This window comes from Methanothrix sp., assembly GCF_024518575.1.
Lineage (GTDB): Archaea > Halobacteriota > Methanosarcinia > Methanotrichales > Methanotrichaceae > Methanothrix_B.
Genome location: NZ_JANIHG010000004.1, coordinates 32,454 through 54,259, shown reverse-complemented (window position 1 = coordinate 54,259; position 21,806 = coordinate 32,454). Strand labels below are relative to the sequence as shown.

Sequence of the window (21,806 nt, the reverse complement as noted above, 5' to 3'; positions counted from 1 at the left end):
GTGAAAGCCTGGTGAATATGATGTTTGAGAAGATATTGATCCCCACGGACTTTTCTAAGCATGCGAGAAAGGTCGTAGAGTGCGCTGGTCAGATACCGGGTGTGAAGGACGTTGTCCTCCTTCATGTCATCAGCAGGGATCCGCTTGCCAGGGTCTGGGACCCGGTTGCGGAGATAAGGGAGGCGGAGAAGAGGCTGGAGGGCGAGGCGGCCCCCCTGCAGGGAATGAACGTCAAGGTGAGGGCGGTCTCCGTCCTGGAGGGGGAGGTGGCGAGCGCCATACAGAAGGTGGCAGATGAGGAGAATGTCTCTCTGATAGCGATGGGTGCAAGAGGCAAGAGCCTGATCGAGAGCGTGCTCCTTGGAAGCGTCTCCAGGAACGTTCTGCGCTACGGCAACACGCATCTCCTTCTGATGAGATACAGGATGATGGAGGGAAAGCCGGTCGGCATATACTGCGCGAGGCTGCTGCACAAGGTGCTTTATCCGACAGACTTCTCCCAGCCGGCCGAGGCAGCGCTATCGTTCCTGAAGAACATAAGCGGGATCGGCGAGCTGATGCTGCTTCATGTGGTCTCCAGAGGCGAGACACAGGAGGAGATCGACTCCGCGGTCCAATACGGCACGGAGCGTCTGAATGAGGTCGCGGCGGAGCTCAGAAAAGGCGGTTTAAATGTGAGCACAAAGGTCGTGGTCGGCGAGGCCTGCGAGCAGATAAGATCCGTTGCAGCTGAGGAGGATGTCTCCCTGATCGCGATGAGCTCACAGGGTGCAACCGCTATCAAGAAGGGCAGGATCGGAAGCACAGCATATGGGGTGGCAAATACGGCAAGCAGGCCTGTCCTCATTCTGAGAAGCTCCAAGATCGCGATTTACTGAGCTTTCCTATTTTTATAATTTTATGTTAGTGTGCCGTGTTGAATAATGTTTGAGAATCCGATAGTAGAGGCTGGATTCATACGAATTGCAATTCTAGTAAAAATCGATAGCTTTCGACCTTAGAACTCTTAATTATTCAACACAGCATGTTAGTGCGGATGTGAGTGTGCAGCGCACAATCTAAAAATATCTTTAGTAGTCTGCCGGGTGTATCCACACGCGGATCCACGCCATATGGCGATGGTACAGCACATTGGACACCGCAGGTGCGGGCTTCCTGCATGAGATTGCGCCGGAATCCGGCCTGCACATGTGATGCGATTTCGGCAGGCCGATCCCGTGCATATGCTCTGTTCTGCAGCCAGCAGGCTCTGCAGCGCTTACGGTAACTCCTTAAGCTTCAGCTGGATCTCAATCTCCCTCTTGTTCCCCTTGTACTGTATCTCGATCTTCAGGGGCTCCATGGGAGTGACGCCCAGCGTCCAGTCGTCTCTTGAGAGATCAACCCTGCCGCCAGCCTCGATCGCAGATGCCAGCTCGCGAATGAAGTTTGCCATCTCTCCGCGCGTTACGTATATCTCCTGCTCGAACTCCTTCTCTGTGCTCAGCGGCATTCCAGAGCTCTTTCCGACTCTGCCTGGTATCTGGATCATCTGTATCACCTTTTGTTTCTCTGACCCGCAACTTAGATATCCTTATCGCTCTCGAGGGGGATGAGATGTCCAACTTCTTGGTAACCCTTGAGGGGGCGTGGATAGTCAGGGATGTGAAGTCTGCTGATGATGCCATCGGTGTGGCGATCTCAGAGGCTGGCAAGAGGCTAAACCAGAGCGGCATGGAGTACGTCGAGGTCGAGGTCGGCCAGAGCTACTGCCCTAGCTGCGAGGAGCCGCTTGAAGGGGTTCTACTCGTTGCGGGAACCGCCCTGGTCGGCCTGATATTCGAGATAAAGATATTCAATGCGGAGAGCGAGGAGCACGCAGGAAGGATCGCAAAGGCGATGATCGGAAAGGCTCTGGGATCCGTCCCGCTCCGCGTGATAGAGGTCGAACAGCTGAAATGAGAGCCTGCAGCATGCTAAAGGCCCCCGGCATCTTGAACAGAATGGGGCGTTTGCCATCGTTTTCCTCAGAAAAGAATAATGCCGGCTGCTTCAGATGATCGTTACGCTGAGTTTCTTTAAAAAGACAGCTTGGAATCAGATCAAACCGCTGGATGTTATCAGAAATTCCGCAACCTCCCCCTCAGGCTGCGACCTGTGTTTCACCACACGCATTCGCCTCCTCCCCTCGCCCAGCCTCTCCAGCGCGAGTATCGCCTTGCAGAGGTGCTCCATAGATGTGCCCCCCACAGGTCTGAGGATGCCAGTGTCGATATCCATATAAACCTGATTCGTTATCACCACCGGTATGCTGTGCCTTCTGGCGATCTCCTGGAGCTCTGAGAGCTGAGATGTCAGCGATCTCTTGATCTGACGGTTGTCCGTCGATTCCAGAGCCGCTCTGTAGAGAGATGTCGCGGAATCAAGAACAATAAGCCCGAACCCCTCCCCGGCGATTCTGGATGCGTCCCTTATCGCCATGTGCTGCTGCTCGAGGCTGAGCGGCTGGAAGACCACGATCTTCGAGGCGATCTCCTTCGCGTTCTCCCCAGCGATCTGGACGAACCTGTCTGGAGAGAATCCCTCGGTGTCTATGAATATCACACGCGATCCGAGCCTAACGGTCTGCACAGATAGCTGTATCACTATGTTGGTCTTTCCAGTACCGGATTCGCCGTAAATCTGTGTTATTATTCCGGCCTCGAACCCGCCACCTAGGAGATCATCGATGCTCTTGCATCCTGAGGGAATTCGTTTGATCATCTGCGAGAAGATGATGATGGGATACTATAAGGATTCCTGCAGCAGCGATGCTTAGGATCTGTGCGCCGCCAGGTGTCTGACTCCAGGCTCACGGGGTTTCGGCGTGTATGCATGGAACAGGCATCGCATTCGTCCTCAATGCATGCTTCCAGCAGATTTGTGCCCCAGCCAATGGCTCTTCACGCGTCCCGGAGAGGAACTTCGATCCTCATCAGATCCGATGCTATCATAGTCTCGGGAAATATCTTTCGGGCATCGTTCAGAAGCGGCGTCGTATCCTCAGAGTACCTGGAGCTTATATGCGTCAGGACAAGTCTTCTCACACCGGCCCTTGCGGCGAGCGCAGCAGCCTCTCCTGCGGTTGTGTGCTTCGTCTCCACCGCCCAGTCGATCATATCATCTGCCAGAGCGCCATCGTGTATGAGCAGGTCTGCGTTCCTGCTCGCCTCCTCTATCTCATTAGTCGGCCTGGTGTCCCCGCTGTATACGATCTTCCTGCCGGGCCTGGGAGCGCCCAGGACGTCCTCAGGCCTGACCACCCTGCCGTCGATCTCCACGCTCTCCCCCCTCTGGAGCCTTCCGAAGAGAGGACCAACAGGAACACCGATCTCTATAGCGCGCTCCCTGTTGAACCTTCCGGGCCGCATGTCCTCGAGCAGCACATACCCCAGGCTCGGCACGCTGTGCTGGGTTGCGATCGCTGTTACAGTGTACCCGCTCATCCGCACAGAATCCCCCGGCCTCATCTCCAGCACCCTGATCTCGAAATCCCGCACGCAGCATCCAAGCCCGTTCAGGATGCTCACCATCCTTGCCGTGCGCGGAGGGCCGGCTATCACGAGCGGATTCTCCCTTCCTTGGAACGCCATGGTCTCCAGGAGTCCGGGTATACCAAGTATGTGGTCAGCATGAAGGTGTGTCAAGAATATGTGGCTCAACCGCATCATGCCTGTCCTCGCGATCATCATCTGTCTCTGAGTGCCCTCACCGCAATCGAAGAGAAGAAGATCGCCCTCCCGGTTCACAAGAATGGCCGGCAAGCTCCTGTCAGGCGTGGGCAGAGAGCCAGCTGTACCCAGAAAGATAACCTGCAGCAAAAGATCACCATCATATCAGTGCATGTAGCTGTCGAGACGCCTGAAACCTTCCATCTCACTCCTGTCCATTCCCGAGATCTCTATGATCCTCTCCTGGATGTGGATCGGCGCCTTGGCCCTTATCGCCAGCGCCAGACAGTCGCTCGGCCGTGCATCGAGCTCGCTCCTCTTGGTGCCATGCACGAGCGAGAGCCTGGCATAGTATATGCCCCCCTCGAGGTCGTCTATTAGCACATCAGAGATCGTCGCCTCCAGGCACTCGAGGACAGATATGAAGAGATCGTGGGTCATCGGCCTGGGCGAGACCTCCCCGGAGAGGGCGTTGTGGATGGATATCGCCTCTGAGAGCCCGACGAATATCGGGACTATCCGCGATCTCTCGTCCTCGAGTAGGACCACGGGTGAGGGGTTTCCGCCAAGCGTCTCTGCTATGTAAACACCCTTCACGCGCACAGGCACAACGCTATCCTCACCAGCATCTTCATATTCATCTGACATTTGAGTTCCTCTCAGAGAAGGGAGATCTCGCTTCGCACGGGGGTCAGGCTCTTGCCACTGAGACCCTTATATTTACGCCGTCCACCTCCCAGTCCTTGGTGAGTTCTCCCTCAATATCTATATCATTTCCCATTCTTAAAAGAGTCGCCCTGACCTCGCTGCTTATGTGGTCCTTCCAGCCTGATACGAGTCCCAGAACCTCACTGCTGTCCAGCGCGACGGAGACCCGGATCATCTCATCCACCTTCAGATCCAGATCCTTCCTCATATCCTGTATCCTCCGTATTATCTCGCGCGCGTACCCCTCTGCTTTGAGTTCGTCGGTGAGCGTTATGTCCACGTACACGATGCCCTTCGAGAACTCTGCAGGTATGAGGTTCGCAGGAGGTATCTCGCGGAACTCTACCATCTCGCCTGTGATCATGTAGCTTTTGCCCTTCCACTCAAGGGGCGCTCCGCTCTCGATGATCCGCTTTACCTCCCTCGGATTCATGGATGTGATAGCCTCTACCACATCTCTCGACTCTCCCTTGAATACGGGCCCTATTTTCTTTTGGACGACAGAGACCTCCAGGTTCATCTCGGGCTTCTCTCCCGGAGGCAAAACGATCACATCCTTGGAGTTGGTCTGCGTCCTGAGAACATGGACTAGATCCCTGAGATCAAGCTGCTCATCAGATGAGATCATTATCCTGGAGACAGGCCAGCGGAGCTTTCTCCCGCCCTTCTGTCTTGCATTGGAGACCGCTTCCGAGATCTCCCTCACGTAGCGCATGCTCTCCTCGAGCCTTTTATCTATCAGATCCTCCCTGTACCCGGGCCAGTCGCACATGTGGACAGACTCAAGGGCGCTTGGATCCAGACCTCTAACAAGGTTCTGGTAGATGCTCTCAGCAAGGAACGGTGTGAACGGCGCCAGGAGCTTCACCAGGCTCGACATGACTGTGTATAGGGTGGCATAGGCTGCGAGCTTGTCCGGATCATCGGTCTCGATCCAGGTCCGTGGGCGCACAAGCTGGATGTACCATCTCGATAGATCCTCGAGGATGAAATCCTGCAGCGATCTTGTGACTCTATGAAGCATGTACTCTGCCATGTTCTCCTCGATCTCCTTTGCGAGCGAGTTCACCCTTGAGATGATCCAGCGGTCCTCAGGCCTGAGGCTGTATCTGCTCGTATCGGCCTTCGATATGTCAAATTTGTCCAGGATCATGTAGGGCAGGGGGAAGCGGTAGGCGTTCCAGAGAATGTTGAGCATACGGTTGACATTCATCGCCCCCTCCCAGCTGAAGTGGAGGTCCTCCCAGGGTGCATTCGATGAGAGGACGTAGAAGCGCAGGGTGTCGGCGCCATATCTTTCAACTACATCCTCTGGATGCACGACGTTCCCTATGCTCTTCGACATCTTCCTTCCCTGCTCGTCGAGCGTGAAACCGTGCATGAGGACGCTCTTATACGGGGCTCTGCCGAATGCAACCATGCTCGCGCCGAGCTGCGAGTAGAACCAGCCCCTGGTCTGGTCGTGCCCCTCTGTTATGAAGTCCGCAGGCCACCAGACGTTGAACTCTTTATCCTCTCTCGGAAAGTTCAGCGTGGCCCATGATGCCACAGCGCTGTCGAACCACACATCGAAGACATCCGGCACCCTCTCCATCTCGCCGCCGCAGCTGCATCTAAGCCTCACATCATCCACGGCGGGCCGGTGCAGATCCTCCACGGCCCGGCCTGCACGCATCTCAAGCTCCGCGGCTGTGCCGATGACATCCATGGATCCGCAGCTCCTGCAGATCCATATCGGCAGGGGTATCCCCCAGTACCGCTGCCTGGATATGCACCAGTCGCGTGCGTTCGATATCCAGTCCTTGAACCGAGCGGATCCCGCCCACTCCGGGTACCAGGAGACCCTCTCGATCTCCTGGAGCATCTGGTCCCTGAGGTCGGATATCCTGATGAACCACTGCCTTGTAGCTATGAATATTATCGGCGTCTTGCACCTCCAGCAGTGGCCGTAGCGATGGACGAGCTCTCCGCTCGCGAGAAGCGCGCCCCTGTCCATGAGATCCTCCACGACCTCTGGGTTTGCATCCCTGACGTACTTCCCCTCGTATTTCTCGCCTGCCTCTGATGTGTATCTTCCGTCCTCCCCGACCGGACAGAATATCGGGAGCCTCTTCTCGAGGCCGAGCTCGTAATCCTCGAGGCCGTGGCCCGGGGCTATGTGCACGATTCCCGTGTTCTCAGCGGTCACAAAATCGGCAAGATGAACTCCGTGGACGAAATCCCTCTGCGGTGGGACCAGATCCTGTAGCGGGTTTCTGTACGTCAGCGAGAGCAGATCCTCTCCCCTCATGCTCTCCAGTATCTCGTAATCCACATACCTACCCTGCTTCAGGACATTCTCGATGAGATCTGTTGCCATTATGAGTATCTCGTAAGTGCCATCCCTGCGCCAGGCGCGAACCTTTGAGTACATGAAGTCTTTATGAACAGCCACAGCGACGTTTGCGGGGATGGTCCAGGGTGTTGTGGTCCATATCACGATGTATGTGTTCTCCTCACCCTCCACAGGGAACTTGACGTATATCGATGGGTCTCTCTCATCCCAGTACTCGACCTCTGAGTCGGCGATGGCTGTCTGGCACCTCGGGCACCAGTTCACCACCCTCAGGCCTCTCTCGAGCAGTCCGCGTTCATGCGCTCTCTTCAGCGTCCACCATGCTGCCTCTATGTACTCATTCTTCAGCGTCATGTACGGGTTGTCCCAGTCGAGCCATACCCCCAGGGACTTGAACTGCTCAGTCATCTCGTCCTTCTGTCTCAATGCGAAGCTCTTGCACTGCTCGATGAACCTGTCCACTCCATATGTCTCGATATCCTTCTTGCTCCTGAATCCGAGGTGCTCCTCGACCTTAACCTCTATCGGGAGGCCGTGCATGTCCCAGCCGGCCCGGTCCTTGAGCTCATGCCCCCTCATGGACATGTATCTTAGAATCGAGTCCTTGATCACCTTGTTCCAGGCTGTGCCGAGGTGGATCCTGCCGGTTGTGTACGGAGGGCCGTCGACGAAGAAGAAACGCCTTCCACCTGCCCTCAGTCTTCTGACCTTGTGGTAGGTATCCTCTCTCTGCCAGAACTCTCTGACCTCATCCTCGACATTCTTGGGGTTGTACTGTCCTGGAACCTCGACGATCACACCCAGTCCTCCACTAAAGCAGCTCTGGACCATTTGGCGATGCTCTATTTAGCCTTTATGCGGTCTGCCATATGTTCAGGCTTAGACTTCACTTCCTATCCCGACCAGATTTTTTTCGATCGGCTGTGCTCATGCACCTAACTCCTATCATACAGCCAAGCGGATTTTCTGTAGAACATACTCTTGGCCATCTCTGCTGTGAGAACGTATACGACCACAATCACGACGGTTGCACTCAGGAAACTCAGGGGAAGCGGCGTGAACATGAATACTCTTCCGAGAGGCGTGTAGGGCAGCAGAATTGCGGCTGCTCCCACTGCCAGGGTTGATGCGACAAGGTATCGACTGGGCACAGATCTGAAGAAAGGCCGCCTTGTGCGTATGACCAGCACAACCATCGAGGCGGATATAACGGACTCCATGAACCAGCCTGTTCGGAACTGGGCTGTGTTGGCGTGGAGCAGAAACAGAAGTGCTCCGAAGGTCAGGTAGTCGAACAGGGAGCTCAGCAGTCCGAAGACCGCCATAAAGTCGCGGATGAGCCTTATCGACCAACGCCTGGGGCTGATCAGATTTTCAGGGTCAACAGAGTCGGTGGCTATAGCCATCTCCGGCAGATCGGTGAGGAGATTGGTCAGGAGCACCTGGACTGGAAGCATTGGGAGAAACGGCAGAAATAGCGAGAGGAGGGCCATGCTGAACATGTTGCCGAAATTGGCAGATGTTGCCATGAAGACATACTTCATGGTGTTGGCGAACGTCTTTCGGCCAGCGACCACGCCCCTAACAAGAACGTTCAGATCTTTTTCCATAAGGACAATATCAGCCGCATCTTTGGCAATATCCACCGCATTCTCAACAGAGATGCTGATGTCTGAGGCGTGCAAGGCAGATACATCGTTGATGCCATCTCCCATGTAGCCGATCACATCGCCGTTTCTTCTCAGAGCGAGGATTATCCGCTCCTTCTGGTTCGGCTCGACTTCAGCGAATATGTCAACATCACGAACCAGTCTCTGGAGCGCCTCGTCACTGATCTTTCTTAGGTCGCTGCCTGTGAGAACGATACCCTTTCTCAGGCCAACCTCTTCACCAATAGCTGATGCTACAAGTTTGTTGTCCCCTGTGATCATCTTCAGGTTCACGCCAAGGCCTGCGAGGTTTGCCACAGTTCTGGCTATGCCCTCCTTTGGGGGATCAAAGAATATGAGAAAGCCAAGAAAGGTCATATCGCTCTCATCATCCTTTGTTATAGCTGTCCCAGATATCTTTTTGTGGGCGAGACCCAGCACCCTGTATCCCTCGCTGCTGAAATCGCCAAAGATCTGCTGTAGGTTCTCTTTGACGGAATCGATATCTACAATGCCATCAGCGGTCTGAGCTGAGCTGGATATCTCCAGAACACTTCTCAGGGCGCCCTTGGTGATCATCAGGCTATCTCCCTCTCTGGAGACTAGGATGCTCAACCTCTTGCGAACAAAGTCATAGGGGACTTCGTTCAGCTTCTTGAAACCAGATATGTCTGGCTGGCAATAGCTGAGTATGGCTTGATCTATGGGATTTGTGAAGCCGGTTTGGTAGAATGCGTTGAGATATGCGAGGAGGAAAACATTCTGGTTCTCCCTTCCATCCACACCCAGAGCGGCATGCATCTTCGCTGCCCCTTCGGTAAGCGTTCCGGTTTTGTCGCAGCAGAGGACGTTCATGCTGCCGAAGTTCTCTATGGAGGCGAGCCGCTTGACGATCACCCGGAGTGCGGCCATCTCTCTCGCTCCGTGTGCCAGGTTGACGCTCACTATCGCTGGCAGAAGCTGTGGTGTCAGGCCTACTGCCAGAGCAAGGGAGAACAGAAAAGATTCGAGTACAGGCCTCTCCAGATAGACATTGATGGCGAAGATCACCACCACAAGCAGCAGTGTGAGCTCCATGAGAAAATATCCAAAGCTTCTGAGGCCCCTCTCGAAATCTGTCTCGGGCCTTCCGAGCTCCAGATGATGCGATATCCTGCCGAACTCAGTCTTCCTTCCTGTATGCACCACGATGGCGGTTGCGGTTCCGTTGACAACGCTTGTTCCCATGAACAGGCTGTTGCGCCTTTCTGCCATGGGTGTATCCTCAGGCAGGGTTTCAGTCGTTTTCTCAACGGGATACGTCTCGCCTGTGAGTGCAGCCTCATTGACGAAGAGATCTCTGGCCTCCAAGATGCGGCAGTCTCCCGGAATGACATCTCCTGCTCTGAGAATGATGATGTCCCCCGGCACAACATTCTCAAGCGGGATCTCCTTTTCGGAGCCTGCCCGCACGACGGTTACCCTGACCTGAACCATTGCCAGAAGCCTGGCTATTGTGCCTGCAGCAGTTCTCTCCTGCCAGAAACCCAGGATCCCGCTTGCGAAGACTATTACCAGTACAAGGCCCGCCTCTAAATTCTGGTGCAGGTATAAGGAGAGCAGTGCAGCGAAGACGAGCAGTATGATTATGGGGCTTCTGAACTGAGAGAGCAGAAGAACCAGATCTTTTGGCTGCCTCCGCCGCCAGGGGATATTCGAACCATACTTTCTGAGCCTCTCCTCGGCCTCAGACTCACTAAGGCCAGCCGGTCCTGTGGCAAGCTCTTTCATCACATCCTCTGTGCTGAGCGCCCAGAAAGCAGAAATGCCCTCCTGAACCACGCGATCATCTCCCTCGAATCACAACACTTCTAATCTGCAGGTGCCAGCGGAAACTCACCCTCTCAGGCATGGGCAGAGAGACTAACTGAACCCCAACAGCGCTGCGAAATGACCCAGATACGCTGAGACCAGCCAGATTGCCATGAGAGCAATGGCCAGCGCCATCAGAATCGCAGCCGTCCTTTGATCAGATCCGATCACCACTGGAATGGGTCCGATCATCACAACCGCTCCTCCCCGGATCTCGCCCCTTTCTGCGGGCATCTCCATCTCCTCGTTCCCCCTCCGCTCACGCATTACGCTATCGAGCATCAGAAGCATGATCCCCGCGATTATGATGATAATTCCAATCAGCAGCAACTCTATCTCCTCCAGAGCGCTATGGAGATCAGCATGAGCGCTATCGTGAGAAGCATGGCTGCGAATGCCATGCCCGGCGTGGATCCGAAGACGATCGGTATCGGGCCTATGAGTAGCACTCCCCCGAACTCGCTCATGTGAAGATCTGATGAGATGAGGGAGATGATTGTTATGAGGATACCCATCAGTATCAGGGACCAGCCGATCAGGCGGAGCATCAATTCAAAGTATAGCCGCAAGATATAAAGGCATTTTTGCGAATTCGTGGGTGATGATCCAGAGACCCAGAGGGACCAGGGACTTCCCGCCTGAGGAGGCCCACAGAAGGCGTGCAGTCAGGGAAAAGATGATAGATGTGATGGAGCGGTGGGGGTACCGTGAGGTCGTGACTCCGACTTTTGAGCACCTCGAGCTCTTCACGCTCAAATCAGGTGAGGGAGTCATAGAGGAGATATACAGCTTCAAGGACAAGGGCGGCAGGGATATCGCCCTCAGGCCCGAGCTCACCGCACCTGTTATGAGGATGTATGTCGGCGAGCTTCACAGCGCCCCGAAGCCGTTAAGGCTGTACTACTTCGCCAACTGTTTCAGGTATGAGAGGCCACAGAAGGGCAGGTTCAGGGAGTTCTGGCAGCTCGGCTGCGAGCTCATCGGAGGAAGGCGCTCTGACTCAGAGGCCGAGGTCATAGCGATGGCCGACGAGGTCCTGAGAGCAGTCGGCATCAGAGGGGATATCCACATCGGGTATCTTGGACTGATTAGATCGATGCTGAAGAAGGTCCCTGAGGCACACAGGCAGAGCATAATGAGGCTCATCGACAAGAAGGAAAGGGATGCGCTCAGGGAGCTGCTCCAGAGCATAGGGGCGGAGGATCTGGGCATCATGGAGCTGATCAGCCTTAAGGGAAAGGGAGCGCTTGACAGAGCCGAGGAGCTCAGCGCTGCCCTATCATCCGTCGAGATCTCAACAGAGGGCGCAGGGAGCGCGCATTCTTCTCTGGAGGCGGCATGCGGAGAGAGCAGGAGAGAGGGCGCACGCGCCTCTGCGAGGTCCGGCAGATCTCCTGAGTCGGAGATGAAACTGAGCGATTTCAGGGAGATGCTGGAGCTTCTCGATGCATACGGTGTCGATGCGACTGTCGACTTCGAGATAGTGCGCGGTCTTGAATACTACACCGGAACTGTCTTCGAGATATACGCCTCAGGTCTCGGAGCCCAGAACCAGATATGCGGCGGCGGATCTTACGAGCTTGCAAGTCTGTTTGGAGGATCGGAGACGTTCTCCACAGGCTTTGGACTCGGATTCGACAGGATAATGGAGGTTGTTGGCGAGGTTGATCCGCCAATACCCCCTGTGGTTCTGGCCTTCACGCCTGATGTGAAGGTTGATGCTATTCGGATCGCAAAGCGTCTCAGGAATGTCTCCCCTGTAATCATCGATGTCATGGGACGCTCCCTGAGCGCTCAGCTGAAGTCCGCATCTTCGATCAACGCCGAGCACGTCATAATCGTCGGAAGAAGAGAGCTCGACTCCGGGAAGCTCGTTCTCAGGAACATGACAAGCGGCTCTCAGGAGGAGCTGAGCATTGAGGCGATCGAGGAGCGGCTGAGAAGCGCTTTTGCGCGAACCACAAAATAGGGATATCGCCTATCCCAAAAAAACAGGCAGATCTCCGGCTGTGGCACCGTCCCCTGGATTGTGAACGGGTTTGGACAGCTTCGGGCAGCGCGGATCTGCTCTGAGTCAACGGCTAACCTTCCAGTCTGAAGTACCTCGGAGCTGTCTCGAGCGCCCTCGCGATCAGCTCAGCTCCCTTATCAAGATCCTCCAGGCTCAGAACCTCCACAGGCGAGTGGATGTACCTCGTGGCGATGCTCACGACTCCTGTTTTCACACCATCTCTCGAGAGCTGGATCGCGGTCGCATCTGTCGTTCCTCCACCAGAGACATCGAGCTGTACGGGTATGCTGAACTGCTCAGCAGTCTTTTGAAGCCAGTCGAGCACATCCTCGTCTGCTATCAGCCCCCGTCCCGAAGCGTCCACGACTGTTATGACAGGACCCTTCCCCATCTCGAGGGCGGAGTCCTTCTTCTCTATACCGGGATGATCCCCTGGAATCGTCGTGTCCGTGACTATGGCCAGATCAGGCTTGATACCAAATGCGCACGTCTTGGCACCCTTCAGGCCAACCTCCTCCATCACGGTGCTGACCGCGTAGACCATACACTCTGTCCTGGTCCTCTTCAGGGCCTCAATCATCATCACCACACCGGCACGATTGTCGAATGCCTTCCCGGTGACCCTGTCCCCTCTCAGTGGGGCGAATGATCTGTCAATGGTTATGGGCACCCCAGGAACTATACCCATCTCCTTTGCTTCATTCTGGTCCCTGGCCCCCACATCTATGAACATATCCCTGGATTCCACAGGTTTCTTTTTGTCTTCCTCCTTCATGACATGCGGCGGTTTTGATCCGATGACACCGACCACAGGCCCGCTCTTCGTGTGAAGTATCACCCTCTGGTTCAGAAGCGTCTGATCGAACCAGCCGCCGATCTTCACGAAGTACACGAATCCCTTATCGTCAACGAATTTTACCATCAGGCCTATCTCATCGGCATGTGCTGCAATCATCACCGATGGCCTTTTGCCCCTCCTGGTAGCGACCAGGTTTCCCAGTGTGTCTGTCTGAACATCATCGACGTGGGGAGCGATCTCTTCTCTTATTATCTGCATCACGCCCCCCTCTCTCCCCGAGATTCCATGGGCGTTGCTGAGCCTCTCAAGCAAAGATCTCATCTCAAATCCTCCTGTCAGGCGGTCCTTATCCTGGCCCCCTCGTTCCTCGATCTTGTTATAATAATCTCGCCGCCGGTATCGCCCATAACATCACGGGCCGCGGACTCTATCTCCCTTGTGTTCGTGTCGGTTATCGCGTAGACTGTGGGTCCGAACGAGCTCAGGCCAGCGCATGCAGCGCCAGCCGAGACCATCTCCTGCATCAGCATCTTGACCATCGGATGCTGCAGCTCGACCTCCACACGCTTGAAGCCCAGTTGCTGTATTCTGTTTACAGCCATCCCGAAGGTATCGAGGTCCTCCTCAATAACGGATGGCATCATCCTGACCATTATCTGGTAGCAGAGCTCCTGGACCTCTGAGAGAGGGACAGGGCAGTACTCCCTGAATATATCGACCTCGCGCTGCCCGTATGCGCCCTTCTCTATGTTCGGCACAGCAAGGACAATCCTCCAGTTTTCAGGAAAGTCGTGGCGCGCGATCACGGGCGGTGGTCTGACTCCAGCGCTGGCGGAGGACGGCCTGAAGTCGGACTTCTCCCTGCCCGGGCCGAATGTGTGCCCGCCGTCCACTATAAACCCGCCCATCTCAAATGCAGCGACGCCTATGCCGCTGGTCCCGCCGCGGCTCACTGCAGATGCTATATCCCTGATCTTCGCCTTATGCCCGTAAAGCTCGCAGAGAGTCTTTCCAACAGCCACAGCGAGCTGTGTGCCGCTGCCGAGACCCACATGCGTCCTGTAGCAGCTTCTGACAGATATACGGGCTCCTCCAAGCCCGAATCTTTCAGCGACCTTTTTCGCCGCGTCCAGCGCTCTCTCCGCCTCTGCGCCATCAACTGAGAGCTCCCTGTCGATCTCGCCCTCCACAACTATATTCGGCTTGTCGAGCGCAATTCCCACACCGCCATCGACCCGCCCAGCCTCGCCGCATAGGTCTGTGAGCGTCATGTGGATCCTGGCAGGCGTCTCTATGATCACCCTTCTGGCGTCTTGGAACATGTTGTATGGGAACGTCTCCCTTATGGCTATCAGAGGCTCGCCCTTTCTTATGATCTTGTACCTTCTGGAGAGCATCAGCTCCCTGGGGAAGATGTTGAATAGCTGGCTCATCCTCTCGTCTGCGTGCTCGCACTCCGTCTTTGTTATATCCCGCCGCGACTCTATGCGGTGCTTGTGGAGTATCTGGCCTATCGGGATGTCAGCGCGCATCAGGTCGTTCCTGAAGCCAGGCTCCAGCCTCTTGAGCGGGGTGTATGAGACCGCATGTATCAGCGTCTCGCCTGTGCGAGCGTTCTTCAGCCGGACAACACGGTAATTGACGTCCTCTCCGACCTCTATGTTGAGCTCTCCAGCGACATCCTCGGTCGCCGGCACCACCCTCTGCTCGAGCGTCTCGATCCCCACCGGTGCTCCTGTGATCACCTCCAGCAGGCTCGTCACAGAGCCATCGGTTCCCAGAAGCATCTTCTGTACAGGACTGAGCCTGCCCACGATCCTTTCGAGCCTCGCTATCTCCTGGGCCACAGGAAAGGCAAAGGTCATGTTTATGAAATCTGAGAGAATGGAATAAAGTTTTTCCCTTCCTGGATCCTGGCTTAATGGGGCATTGAGATGATGAGTTCGAGACTCCCGGGATTCTACAAGCTGCCTCCCGATGAGCGGCTTGGAAAGATCGTCGAAGCATGCGGTGCGGCTGAGATAGAGGAGATGATAAAGAGCGGTCTGAGCGTGGAACAGGCAGACAAGATGGTGGAGAATGTGATCGGTCTCTTCCAGGTTCCGCTCGGGATCGCTACAAACTTCATAATAGACGGGCGCGAGGTTCTGGTTCCAATGGCCACCGAGGAGCCATCGGTCATAGCAGCCGCCAGCAACGGCGCCAGGATGGCGCGCGAAGGGGGAGGGTTCTTCACAAGCTCGACAGGACCTGTGATGAGGGCACAGATCCAGGCTGTTGATCTGAAGGACCCGTATGGAGCAAGGTGCAGGATCCTGGAGCATGCCTCTGAGATAGTGAGGATCGCAAACGATGTCGACCCGATGCTCGTCAGGCTCGGCGGGGGAGCCGTGGGCCTTGAGGTGCATGTCATAGATTCGAGAGCAGGTCCCATGGTCGTCACGCATCTGCTTGTCGACTGCAGGGACGCGATGGGCGCGAACGCTGTGAACACGATGGCTGAGGCTGTGGCCCCTGAGATCGGGCGTCTGACAGGCGGAAGGGTTCATCTCCGGATAATCTCGAACCTCGCGGACATGCGCCTCGCCAGGGCGCGGGCGGTCTTCAGAGCAGATGCAATTGGGGGAGCTGAGGCGGTCTCTGCGGTCTTCAAAGCCGCAGCGCTCGCCGAGGTCGATCCTTACAGGGCTGCCACGCACAACAAGGGCATCATGAACGGGGTTACTGCTGTTGTTCTCGCAACTGGCAACGACACCCGCGCAGTCGAGGCGGGAGCGCATGCATACGCCGCCAGATCCGGGCAGTACTCGTCTCTATCCAGATACGAGATCGACGACAACGGAGATCTCGTTGGCACAATAGAACTTCCGGTAGCAGTCGGGCTTGTGGGCGGAGCCACACGTGTCCATCCGGTCGCACGGGCGGCTGTGAGGATACTGGGCGTGAGATCTGCGGACGAGCTGAGCAGGATAATAGCAGCAGTCGGCCTCGCTCAGAACTTCGCGGCTTTGAGGGCTCTTGCCACAGAGGGCATCCAGCGGGGGCACATGTCGTTGCATGCGAGAAACATCGCGCTACAGGCGGGAGCAAGGGGAGAGATGGTCGAGATCATCGCTGAGAGGATGGCGTCCGAGCGGAGGATAAACATCGAGAGGGCGTCTGAGCTTCTAAGGGAGCTGGGTGGTGCTGCGTGAGGGTGGCTGTTCTCGGGCCGAAGGGCTCCTACTCGGAGATGGCCGCATCAAGGCGATTTCCTGATGCAGAGCTTGTGTACCTCGATGATATAGAAGACGTCTTCGTTGCTGTTGAGCGCAGCGAAGCTGATGCGGGAGTCGTTCCGCTTGAGAACAGCCTGGAAGGGTCTGTGGCGCTGACGATGGATCTGCTGCTCAGAAGATCACTCTTCATATGCGGAGAGGTTGTGATCCCGATAAGGCACTGTCTTCTGGGGAGAGGCGATCCCGATAGCGTCAGAATCATACTCTCACATCCCCAGGCGCTCGCCCAGTGCAGGCATTACCTCCGCCGGAGGTATCCGGGCGTGGAGGTCAGGACCACCGGCTCCACAAGCCACGCTGCCAGGCTGGCACAGGAGTTCCCGGAGATGGCTGCGATAGCGAATGAGGAGGCTGCCAAGACCTACGGTCTCAAGGTGCTCGACAGGGATATACAGGACTCGAAGAACAATGTAACGCGATTTGTTGTTCTCTCAAGAGAGATTGCGAGGAAGACAGGCGATGACAGAACTTCGATAGTGGTATACCTCGAGAAGGACAGGCCTGGAGCGCTCTTCTCCATTCTGAGAGAGTTCGCGGTCAGAAACATCAATCTCACCAGGATAGAATCGCGGCCCAGCAGAAGGGAGCTGGGGGATTACTACTTCTTCATAGATCTCGAGGGCCATATCGAGGACGATGCTGTGAGAGAATCGCTTGAAGGGGTTGGACGGGCTGCGAGCATGGTCAGGGTTCTGGGATCTTATCCGAAAGACCATATCCCCTTAGACACAGTGTGACGGGTCGAACTTCCACAAAATATCGTCGCTCTGGTCTATTCAGCGAGTTCATTCTAATCGGTTGATAGGAGAGCTCATTCATTCGCCAGGAGCGCACAGGAGGACCAATGCCCCCATGGACAATTTATCATAGGTTAAGAGCGAATATCGTGCGGATACGTAGGATCCCGTGGCTGATGGGCACACATGCACGCCACCAGGTAGAAGCGTCAGACTTGTTTTGTGGTCTTTCAGCTGTGTTGGATCACCTTTTCAGAATTTCATCTCTAGGCATCGATTCTTGGCTAATTTCCATCTTTACCCCCTAACGGCCTTTCGGTTGCGAATTTTAGGACTTATCCAACACAGCAGGTCTTTCGCCTGAGCAAGGGGGAGCTCGATACAAACGTTATGTTAAATGTGCCTCTTCTCTCAGTTATTCGGGAATATGCAGATGCGTTCTGACACCCAAACGCTTACATACATGCGGCGTTGTCAGCATTATCGTTTACAGGAGTGGAGCATGGTATCACTGAGTTGTTATGTCCAGCTGCTTTTTGTAACATTCCTGATCTGCCTGCTCTCCGCGGGCGGGACAGCGGATGAAAGGCTGAGAGTCGCGACGACAACGAGCCTTTATGATACAAAGCTTCTCGATGCCCTCGAGAGCCGGTTCGAGGAGGAGTATGGGGTGGAGGTCGACATCATCTCTGGGGGGACAGGATTCGCGCTGGAGCAGGGGAGGCGCGGGGATGTGGATCTCCTCCTCGTTCATGATGTTGAGAGGGAGAGGGAGTTCATAGCCGGAGGCTACGGCCTTGAGAGGAGATGCTTTGCGTACAACTACTTCTACATCGTCGGCCCTGCTGATGATCCTGCAGGGATAAAGGGCAGGAACGCATCCGAGGCGTTCAGGATGATTGCAGATGCTGGCGAGAGAGATCCAGATGTGCGGTTTGTCTCCCGCGGCGACAGCTCCGGGACAGATGCGCGTGAGAAGCAGCTCTGGAAGAGCGCGGGCATCGAGCCTGCAGGTAGATGGTACCTGGAGTCAGGCCAGGGTATGGGCGCGACGCTGATCATGGCAGATGAGAAGAGAGCCTACACGCTCACGGATATGTCGACATACATGGCATTCGCGGGCAACCTCAGCCTCGTGCCTCTGGTGACCGAGAGCGAGGAGCTGCTAAATGTATACGCTGCAATACCGGTCTCTGCATCGAAACATCTGGATCTTGCTGAGAGGTTCTTGGAGTTTCTTCTTTCCCAGGAGGGACAGGAGATCATAGCCAACTACGGAATGTATGGGAGAGCGCTGTTCTATCCAGCCGCTGGTCGCTGCACGGAGATCGGATGCAATGAAGCGGAATGTCCGGGAGAGATGGTGAGCAGAGTTGGATGAGATAACAAGAGGATTCATCAGAGCGATCGAGCTGATACTCGAACTGAACCCGGAGGTGATAGAGGTCACGCTCCGATCATTTTTAATCGCACTCTCCTCGGTCACCATCGCATCTCTGATCAATGTGCCTCTTGGAAGTCTAATATATTTCCATCACTTCCCGGGGAGGAGTGGTTTGATAAATCTCATCCAGACTCTTTACAGCATCCCCACTGTGACCGTCGGACTCTTCGTATTCCTGCTCATATCAAGGGAGGGTCCGCTCGGAAGCTGTGGACTTCTCTACACTCCCTATGGAATGATCATCGGCCAGTCAGTGCTCATAACACCTGTCATCCTCGGGCTCACGATATCAGCTCTGAGTAATGTAAGTGACGATCTCAGGGACACAGCCATATCGCTTGGAGCTGACAGATTTCAGACGATCCGGACGGTTATAGCGGAGGCGAGGGGACCTGTGCTTGCGGCTCTGCTTCTCGGCTTCGGGAGAGCCCTGTCAGAGGTGGGCGTCGCGATGATGATCGGGGGAAACATAAGGGGCTATACAAGAGTTCTCACGACTGCGATCGCCCTCGAGACTTCCATGGGGAACCTGGAGATGTCAATAGCCCTCGGCCTGATTCTGATCTCGATAGCCCTGGTGGTGAACACAGTGGTCGGCAGGCTCCAGGAGTGGTAGGATGATCCAGCTTGAAGATGTGAGCGTTGAGAGGAACGGGAGGCAGATATTGAAGGACATAAACATTGAGGTCAGGACCGGCGAGACGCTGGGGATTATCGGCCCAACAGGAGCCGGAAAGACAACGCTTCTGAGGGTGATGGATCTCATCGAGGTTCCCTCAAAGGGTCGCGTGCTCTTCAGGGGTGAGGCCCCGAAGAACGAGAGCGAGAAGCTGGCAGCCAGGCGCCGGATCGGCGTGGTCTTCCAGCGGCCTCTCATGCTCAGGGGCACGGTTTACGATAACGTGGCATACGGCCTCAGGATACGCCGTTTGTCGAAAGATGAGATCGATAAGAGGGTCAAAGCAGCCCTCTCTGATGTCGGCCTCGAGGGATATGAGAGAAGGCCCGCAAGGATGCTCTCAGGAGGTGAGATGCAGAGGGTGGCACTTGCAAGAGCTCTCGCGATCTCCCCGGAGATACTGCTTCTCGATGAGCCGACCGCCAATCTCGATCCCAGAACATCTTATGTCATAGAGGATCTGATATCAAGCGCGAAGATGAGGGGGATGACAGTTGTCATATCGACCCACGACCTGCCCCAGGCGGTGCGCCTTGCTGACAGGATTGTGATCATCATGGACGGCAGGGTGGTATCATCCGGATCCCCAGATCTCCTGATGGGCTCTGATTCTGATGAAGTGAGGGAGTTCCTGCATGCGGGGATGTTGAGGCATCTGGACAGGAGGTTCATACATGAACTCACACGGATTTCTCACTGAGAGACAGATCCAGGTCCTCCGTCTCAGAAGATGCGGGAGGTCGCAGGAGGAGGTGGCCGCGATCATTGGCACGACCAGATCGAATGTCAGCATACTGGAGAGAAGGGCGATGCAGAACATCGAGCGCGCGCTTGCGACGCTAAAACAGTGGAAGATGATCCAGGCGCCTGTTGCCGTCAGGATCCCTGAGGGCACAGACCTCTTCTCCCTGCCCGGGATCATATTCAGAGAGGCCGACGCGCGGGGATTGAAGCTGCCGGTGAACTCCATAGACATCCTGGCGGAATTGAAGGAGATCGCCCCGAACCTCACGAGAAGAAGAGTCATCGAGAGGAGCGTTGAGATATACGTCACAGAGGAAGGGGAGATCTATGTTGAGGAGGTTGAGAGCTGCGCAACCAAAGCGGCTTGATCGATGCTTTATCCTTTCTCCTTTGCAGGGGATGGTCTGGCCATTCTGATCTGAATATGAACGCTTGCCATGAAAGCATGAAATTGTTAACCTCCTGTGTCTGGGTGTTCCTGGACAAAACTAACCTTGAAGCTTTCATCCTTTTGGCACGCCTCTGCTTGTCGCATCGGAGTTTTCGGCAAACGCCTGCCTGGCCCGAACTTACTGCAACTGAAGGACTTATCACGCTCCCGCGCACTGATCGCGCAGTCGATCTGAAGGTGCCATCCACGCATTTGATTATTGGAGTTCTTCCCTATCTGAGCGAGAATGAAGAGCCCTTGCGGAAACTAATCGCGTGCACCTCTCCCCTCGACCCTGGTGATGACAGATGCAACAAGAACCGGAAGAGTTATGGTCGCGTCCCCGTAGACAGTGACGTGCTTTGCCTCAGGATCTATCTTCCCCCAGGATATCGCCTCAGAGAGCGTCGCGCCCGAGAGCCCGCCTCCTTCGGGATGGTCTGTTGTGAGCTGGATCGCAAGCCTGAAGCTGTTCGGGGTCACAAGCATCGACTGCAGGGCGAAGTTCTTGGGAACTCCCCCACCGACAATGAGTATCCCAGCTCTATCTGATTCGTAGCATATATCGACGATCTCCCTCACATCATCGATAAGATCTATGTTCAGTTTTTTTGTCTGCCTGTGGAGCCATGCCTGAAGCCCTATCATCGAGTCCGTTATCGCTGGGCAGAACACAGGCACGCCACAATCGCTGGCGCTTCTCAGTATAGATCTTCTGTCCTCTATCCTCGACCCGATCTCCGCCAGCAGCTCCCTTCCGGAGAGGGGGTCCTCCCTGTCAGGAAGCAGATTCTGGACCAGATCCTCGAATCTAACGAAGTCATCGTCTGTTATGTACACATCATATATCCTCGATACCCCCGATCTCCTCAGCTCCGAGTCGTCCGCCTCAACATATCCAAGGCGGTGATGGCTGAATGATTCAACAATATCGTGCACCAGATTCGCTCCGGTCGTGACGAGCACATCAATCAATCCTCTCCTTATAAGATCGGAGATCAGATCCCTCATGCCAGCAGGCACCATCGCGCCTGCCAGGGTGAAGAACTTCCTGTAATCCCCCTCAACCATCTCCTGATAGATCTCGGCGGCACGTGCGAGCCTGCGTGCGCCGAAGCCGCAGCCCTCCATGCCCCTCACCAGCTCATCCACGCTCATCTTTGGCTTTACAGAAAGCTGCCGAACATTGTCCATCGATATCGCCCCGTTGGAGAACATCTGCATCTTATGCGTCGATCGCCTTCATAAACCCCTGGAGTGCAGGGGTAGCGGAGACTCCGGTCTTCAGGCCGGAGTTTCTGACTGTTTTGGTGAGATCTGGCGCATTCAGAGGATGGCGAACTGCAGGCCATGTGCTGAATCGCTGAAGAGATATGACCGAACCAGAACGCTCCGACAGAATTCTCGGCGAAACATGTGGAATCGAGCGCACTGGTAATGGTGTGGAATTCT

General features: G+C 55.4%; 20 protein-coding genes. 9 read left to right on the top strand and 11 right to left on the bottom strand.

Features of this window, described 5'->3' with window-relative positions; all coding sequences use genetic code 11:
* The first annotated feature begins 20 nt into the window (after positions 1-20).
* A complete protein-coding gene (locus NQU42_RS01775) occupies positions 21-878 on the top strand; it encodes a universal stress protein (RefSeq protein ID WP_296608554.1) in 858 nt (285 codons plus the stop codon).
* Positions 879-1,258: 380 nt separating this feature from the next.
* Here NQU42_RS01775 and NQU42_RS01770 read toward each other — a convergent pair whose 3' ends face one another.
* On the bottom strand, positions 1,259-1,531 hold the full coding sequence (locus tag NQU42_RS01770; RefSeq protein ID WP_296608552.1) for an amphi-Trp domain-containing protein: 273 nt from the start codon (positions 1,529-1,531) through the stop codon (positions 1,259-1,261).
* Positions 1,532-1,596: 65 nt separating this feature from the next.
* On the opposite strand from NQU42_RS01770, the gene NQU42_RS01765 reads away from it, so the two are divergent.
* The gene (locus NQU42_RS01765; protein ID WP_296608551.1) at positions 1,597-1,941 is read left to right on the top strand and encodes a DUF555 domain-containing protein; all 345 of its coding nucleotides are present in this window, start codon (positions 1,597-1,599) and stop codon (positions 1,939-1,941) included.
* A gap of 135 nt (positions 1,942-2,076) precedes the next feature.
* Here the strand turns inward: NQU42_RS01765 and radB are convergent, their stop codons facing one another.
* The 7 genes from radB to NQU42_RS01730 form a co-directional block, all read right to left on the bottom strand.
* Positions 2,077-2,742, bottom strand: a complete 666-nt coding sequence (radB, locus tag NQU42_RS01760; RefSeq protein WP_296608549.1) for a DNA repair and recombination protein RadB — start codon at positions 2,740-2,742, stop codon at positions 2,077-2,079.
* A 179-nt stretch (positions 2,743-2,921) separates the two neighbouring features.
* Positions 2,922-3,839, bottom strand: coding sequence for a ribonuclease Z (locus NQU42_RS01755; RefSeq protein ID WP_296608547.1), 918 nt, complete (start codon positions 3,837-3,839; stop codon positions 2,922-2,924).
* Positions 3,840-3,854: 15 nt separating this feature from the next.
* Entirely contained in the window at positions 3,855-4,337 is a 483-nt protein-coding gene (locus NQU42_RS01750; protein ID WP_296608546.1) for a bifunctional nuclease family protein, read from the bottom strand.
* A 43-nt stretch (positions 4,338-4,380) separates the two neighbouring features.
* Positions 4,381-7,530 carry an isoleucine--tRNA ligase gene (gene ileS, locus NQU42_RS01745; RefSeq protein ID WP_296608544.1) on the bottom strand — a complete coding sequence of 1,050 codons (3,150 nt, stop codon included), beginning with the start codon at positions 7,528-7,530 and terminating at the stop codon, positions 4,381-4,383.
* A 137-nt stretch (positions 7,531-7,667) separates the two neighbouring features.
* Positions 7,668-10,202, bottom strand: a complete 2,535-nt coding sequence (gene mgtA, locus NQU42_RS01740) for a magnesium-translocating P-type ATPase (protein WP_296608543.1) — start codon at positions 10,200-10,202, stop codon at positions 7,668-7,670.
* A gap of 81 nt (positions 10,203-10,283) precedes the next feature.
* Complete coding sequence (locus NQU42_RS01735) at positions 10,284-10,562, bottom strand: DUF131 domain-containing protein (RefSeq protein WP_296608541.1); 279 nt, start codon at positions 10,560-10,562, stop codon at positions 10,284-10,286.
* Between the two features lie 2 nt (positions 10,563-10,564).
* Entirely contained in the window at positions 10,565-10,780 is a 216-nt protein-coding gene (locus NQU42_RS01730) for a DUF131 domain-containing protein (protein WP_296608538.1), read from the bottom strand.
* A 50-nt stretch (positions 10,781-10,830) separates the two neighbouring features.
* On the opposite strand from NQU42_RS01730, the gene hisS reads away from it, so the two are divergent.
* Positions 10,831-12,201, top strand: coding sequence for a histidine--tRNA ligase (hisS, locus tag NQU42_RS01725; RefSeq protein ID WP_366069992.1), 1,371 nt, complete (start codon positions 10,831-10,833; stop codon positions 12,199-12,201).
* Positions 12,202-12,313: 112 nt separating this feature from the next.
* On the opposite strand, the gene NQU42_RS01720 is transcribed toward hisS, so the two are convergent.
* Positions 12,314-13,363: a M42 family metallopeptidase gene (locus tag NQU42_RS01720; protein WP_296608535.1), complete on the bottom strand. Its 1,050-nt coding sequence runs from the start codon at positions 13,361-13,363 to the stop codon at positions 12,314-12,316.
* A 14-nt stretch (positions 13,364-13,377) separates the two neighbouring features.
* On the bottom strand, positions 13,378-14,907 hold the full coding sequence (locus tag NQU42_RS01715; protein WP_296608534.1) for a beta-ribofuranosylaminobenzene 5'-phosphate synthase: 1,530 nt from the start codon (positions 14,905-14,907) through the stop codon (positions 13,378-13,380).
* Between the two features lie 69 nt (positions 14,908-14,976).
* Between NQU42_RS01715 and NQU42_RS01710 the strand changes: the two genes are divergently transcribed.
* The 6 genes from NQU42_RS01710 to NQU42_RS01685 all read left to right on the top strand — a co-directional run bounded on the left by NQU42_RS01710 (position 14,977) and on the right by NQU42_RS01685 (position 20,292).
* Complete coding sequence (locus NQU42_RS01710; RefSeq protein WP_296608532.1) at positions 14,977-16,236, top strand: hydroxymethylglutaryl-CoA reductase, degradative; 1,260 nt, start codon at positions 14,977-14,979, stop codon at positions 16,234-16,236.
* Positions 16,233-17,057 carry a prephenate dehydratase gene (gene pheA, locus NQU42_RS01705; protein WP_296608530.1) on the top strand — a complete coding sequence of 275 codons (825 nt, stop codon included), beginning with the start codon at positions 16,233-16,235 and terminating at the stop codon, positions 17,055-17,057. Before NQU42_RS01710 ends, pheA begins: the two co-directional genes overlap by 4 nt.
* Positions 17,058-17,559: 502 nt before the next feature.
* A complete protein-coding gene (locus tag NQU42_RS01700) occupies positions 17,560-18,438 on the top strand; it encodes a substrate-binding domain-containing protein (RefSeq protein ID WP_296608528.1) in 879 nt (292 codons plus the stop codon).
* Entirely contained in the window at positions 18,431-19,117 is a 687-nt protein-coding gene (locus tag NQU42_RS01695) for an ABC transporter permease (RefSeq protein WP_296608526.1), read from the top strand. Before NQU42_RS01700 ends, NQU42_RS01695 begins: the two co-directional genes overlap by 8 nt.
* Before the next feature lies 1 nt (position 19,118).
* Positions 19,119-19,880 (top strand): phosphate ABC transporter ATP-binding protein, encoded by a 762-nt coding sequence (locus NQU42_RS01690; RefSeq protein WP_296608524.1) that lies wholly within the window; start codon positions 19,119-19,121, stop codon positions 19,878-19,880.
* Positions 19,855-20,292 (top strand): Tfx family DNA-binding protein, encoded by a 438-nt coding sequence (locus tag NQU42_RS01685; RefSeq protein ID WP_296608522.1) that lies wholly within the window; start codon positions 19,855-19,857, stop codon positions 20,290-20,292. Before NQU42_RS01690 ends, NQU42_RS01685 begins: the two co-directional genes overlap by 26 nt.
* A 329-nt stretch (positions 20,293-20,621) precedes the next feature.
* Here NQU42_RS01685 and NQU42_RS01680 read toward each other — a convergent pair whose 3' ends face one another.
* Positions 20,622-21,548: a deoxyhypusine synthase gene (locus NQU42_RS01680; RefSeq protein WP_366070002.1), complete on the bottom strand. Its 927-nt coding sequence runs from the start codon at positions 21,546-21,548 to the stop codon at positions 20,622-20,624.
* Between the last annotated feature and the right edge of the window lie 258 nt (positions 21,549-21,806).

Bases quoted from the DNA above. Each gene is read 5' to 3' on its own strand.
- NQU42_RS01680 (WP_366070002.1), bottom strand. From the start codon at position 21,548: ATGGACAATGTTCGGCAGCTTTCTGTAAAGCCAAAGATGAGCGTGGAT.
- NQU42_RS01765 (WP_296608551.1), top strand. From the start codon at position 1,597: ATGTCCAACTTCTTGGTAACCCTTGAGGGGGCGTGGATAGTCAGGGAT.
- NQU42_RS01775 (WP_296608554.1), top strand. From the start codon at position 21: ATGTTTGAGAAGATATTGATCCCCACGGACTTTTCTAAGCATGCGAGA.
- NQU42_RS01715 (WP_296608534.1), bottom strand. From the start codon at position 14,907: ATGACCTTTGCCTTTCCTGTGGCCCAGGAGATAGCGAGGCTCGAAAGG.
- radB (WP_296608549.1), bottom strand. From the start codon at position 2,742: ATGATCAAACGAATTCCCTCAGGATGCAAGAGCATCGATGATCTCCTA.
- NQU42_RS01690 (WP_296608524.1), top strand. From the start codon at position 19,119: ATGATCCAGCTTGAAGATGTGAGCGTTGAGAGGAACGGGAGGCAGATA.
- NQU42_RS01750 (WP_296608546.1), bottom strand. From the start codon at position 4,337: ATGTCAGATGAATATGAAGATGCTGGTGAGGATAGCGTTGTGCCTGTG.
- NQU42_RS01710 (WP_296608532.1), top strand. From the start codon at position 14,977: ATGATGAGTTCGAGACTCCCGGGATTCTACAAGCTGCCTCCCGATGAG.
- NQU42_RS01700 (WP_296608528.1), top strand. From the start codon at position 17,560: ATGGTATCACTGAGTTGTTATGTCCAGCTGCTTTTTGTAACATTCCTG.
- NQU42_RS01685 (WP_296608522.1), top strand. From the start codon at position 19,855: ATGAACTCACACGGATTTCTCACTGAGAGACAGATCCAGGTCCTCCGT.
- NQU42_RS01720 (WP_296608535.1), bottom strand. From the start codon at position 13,363: ATGAGATCTTTGCTTGAGAGGCTCAGCAACGCCCATGGAATCTCGGGG.
- NQU42_RS01730 (WP_296608538.1), bottom strand. From the start codon at position 10,780: ATGCTCCGCCTGATCGGCTGGTCCCTGATACTGATGGGTATCCTCATA.
- NQU42_RS01770 (WP_296608552.1), bottom strand. From the start codon at position 1,531: ATGATCCAGATACCAGGCAGAGTCGGAAAGAGCTCTGGAATGCCGCTG.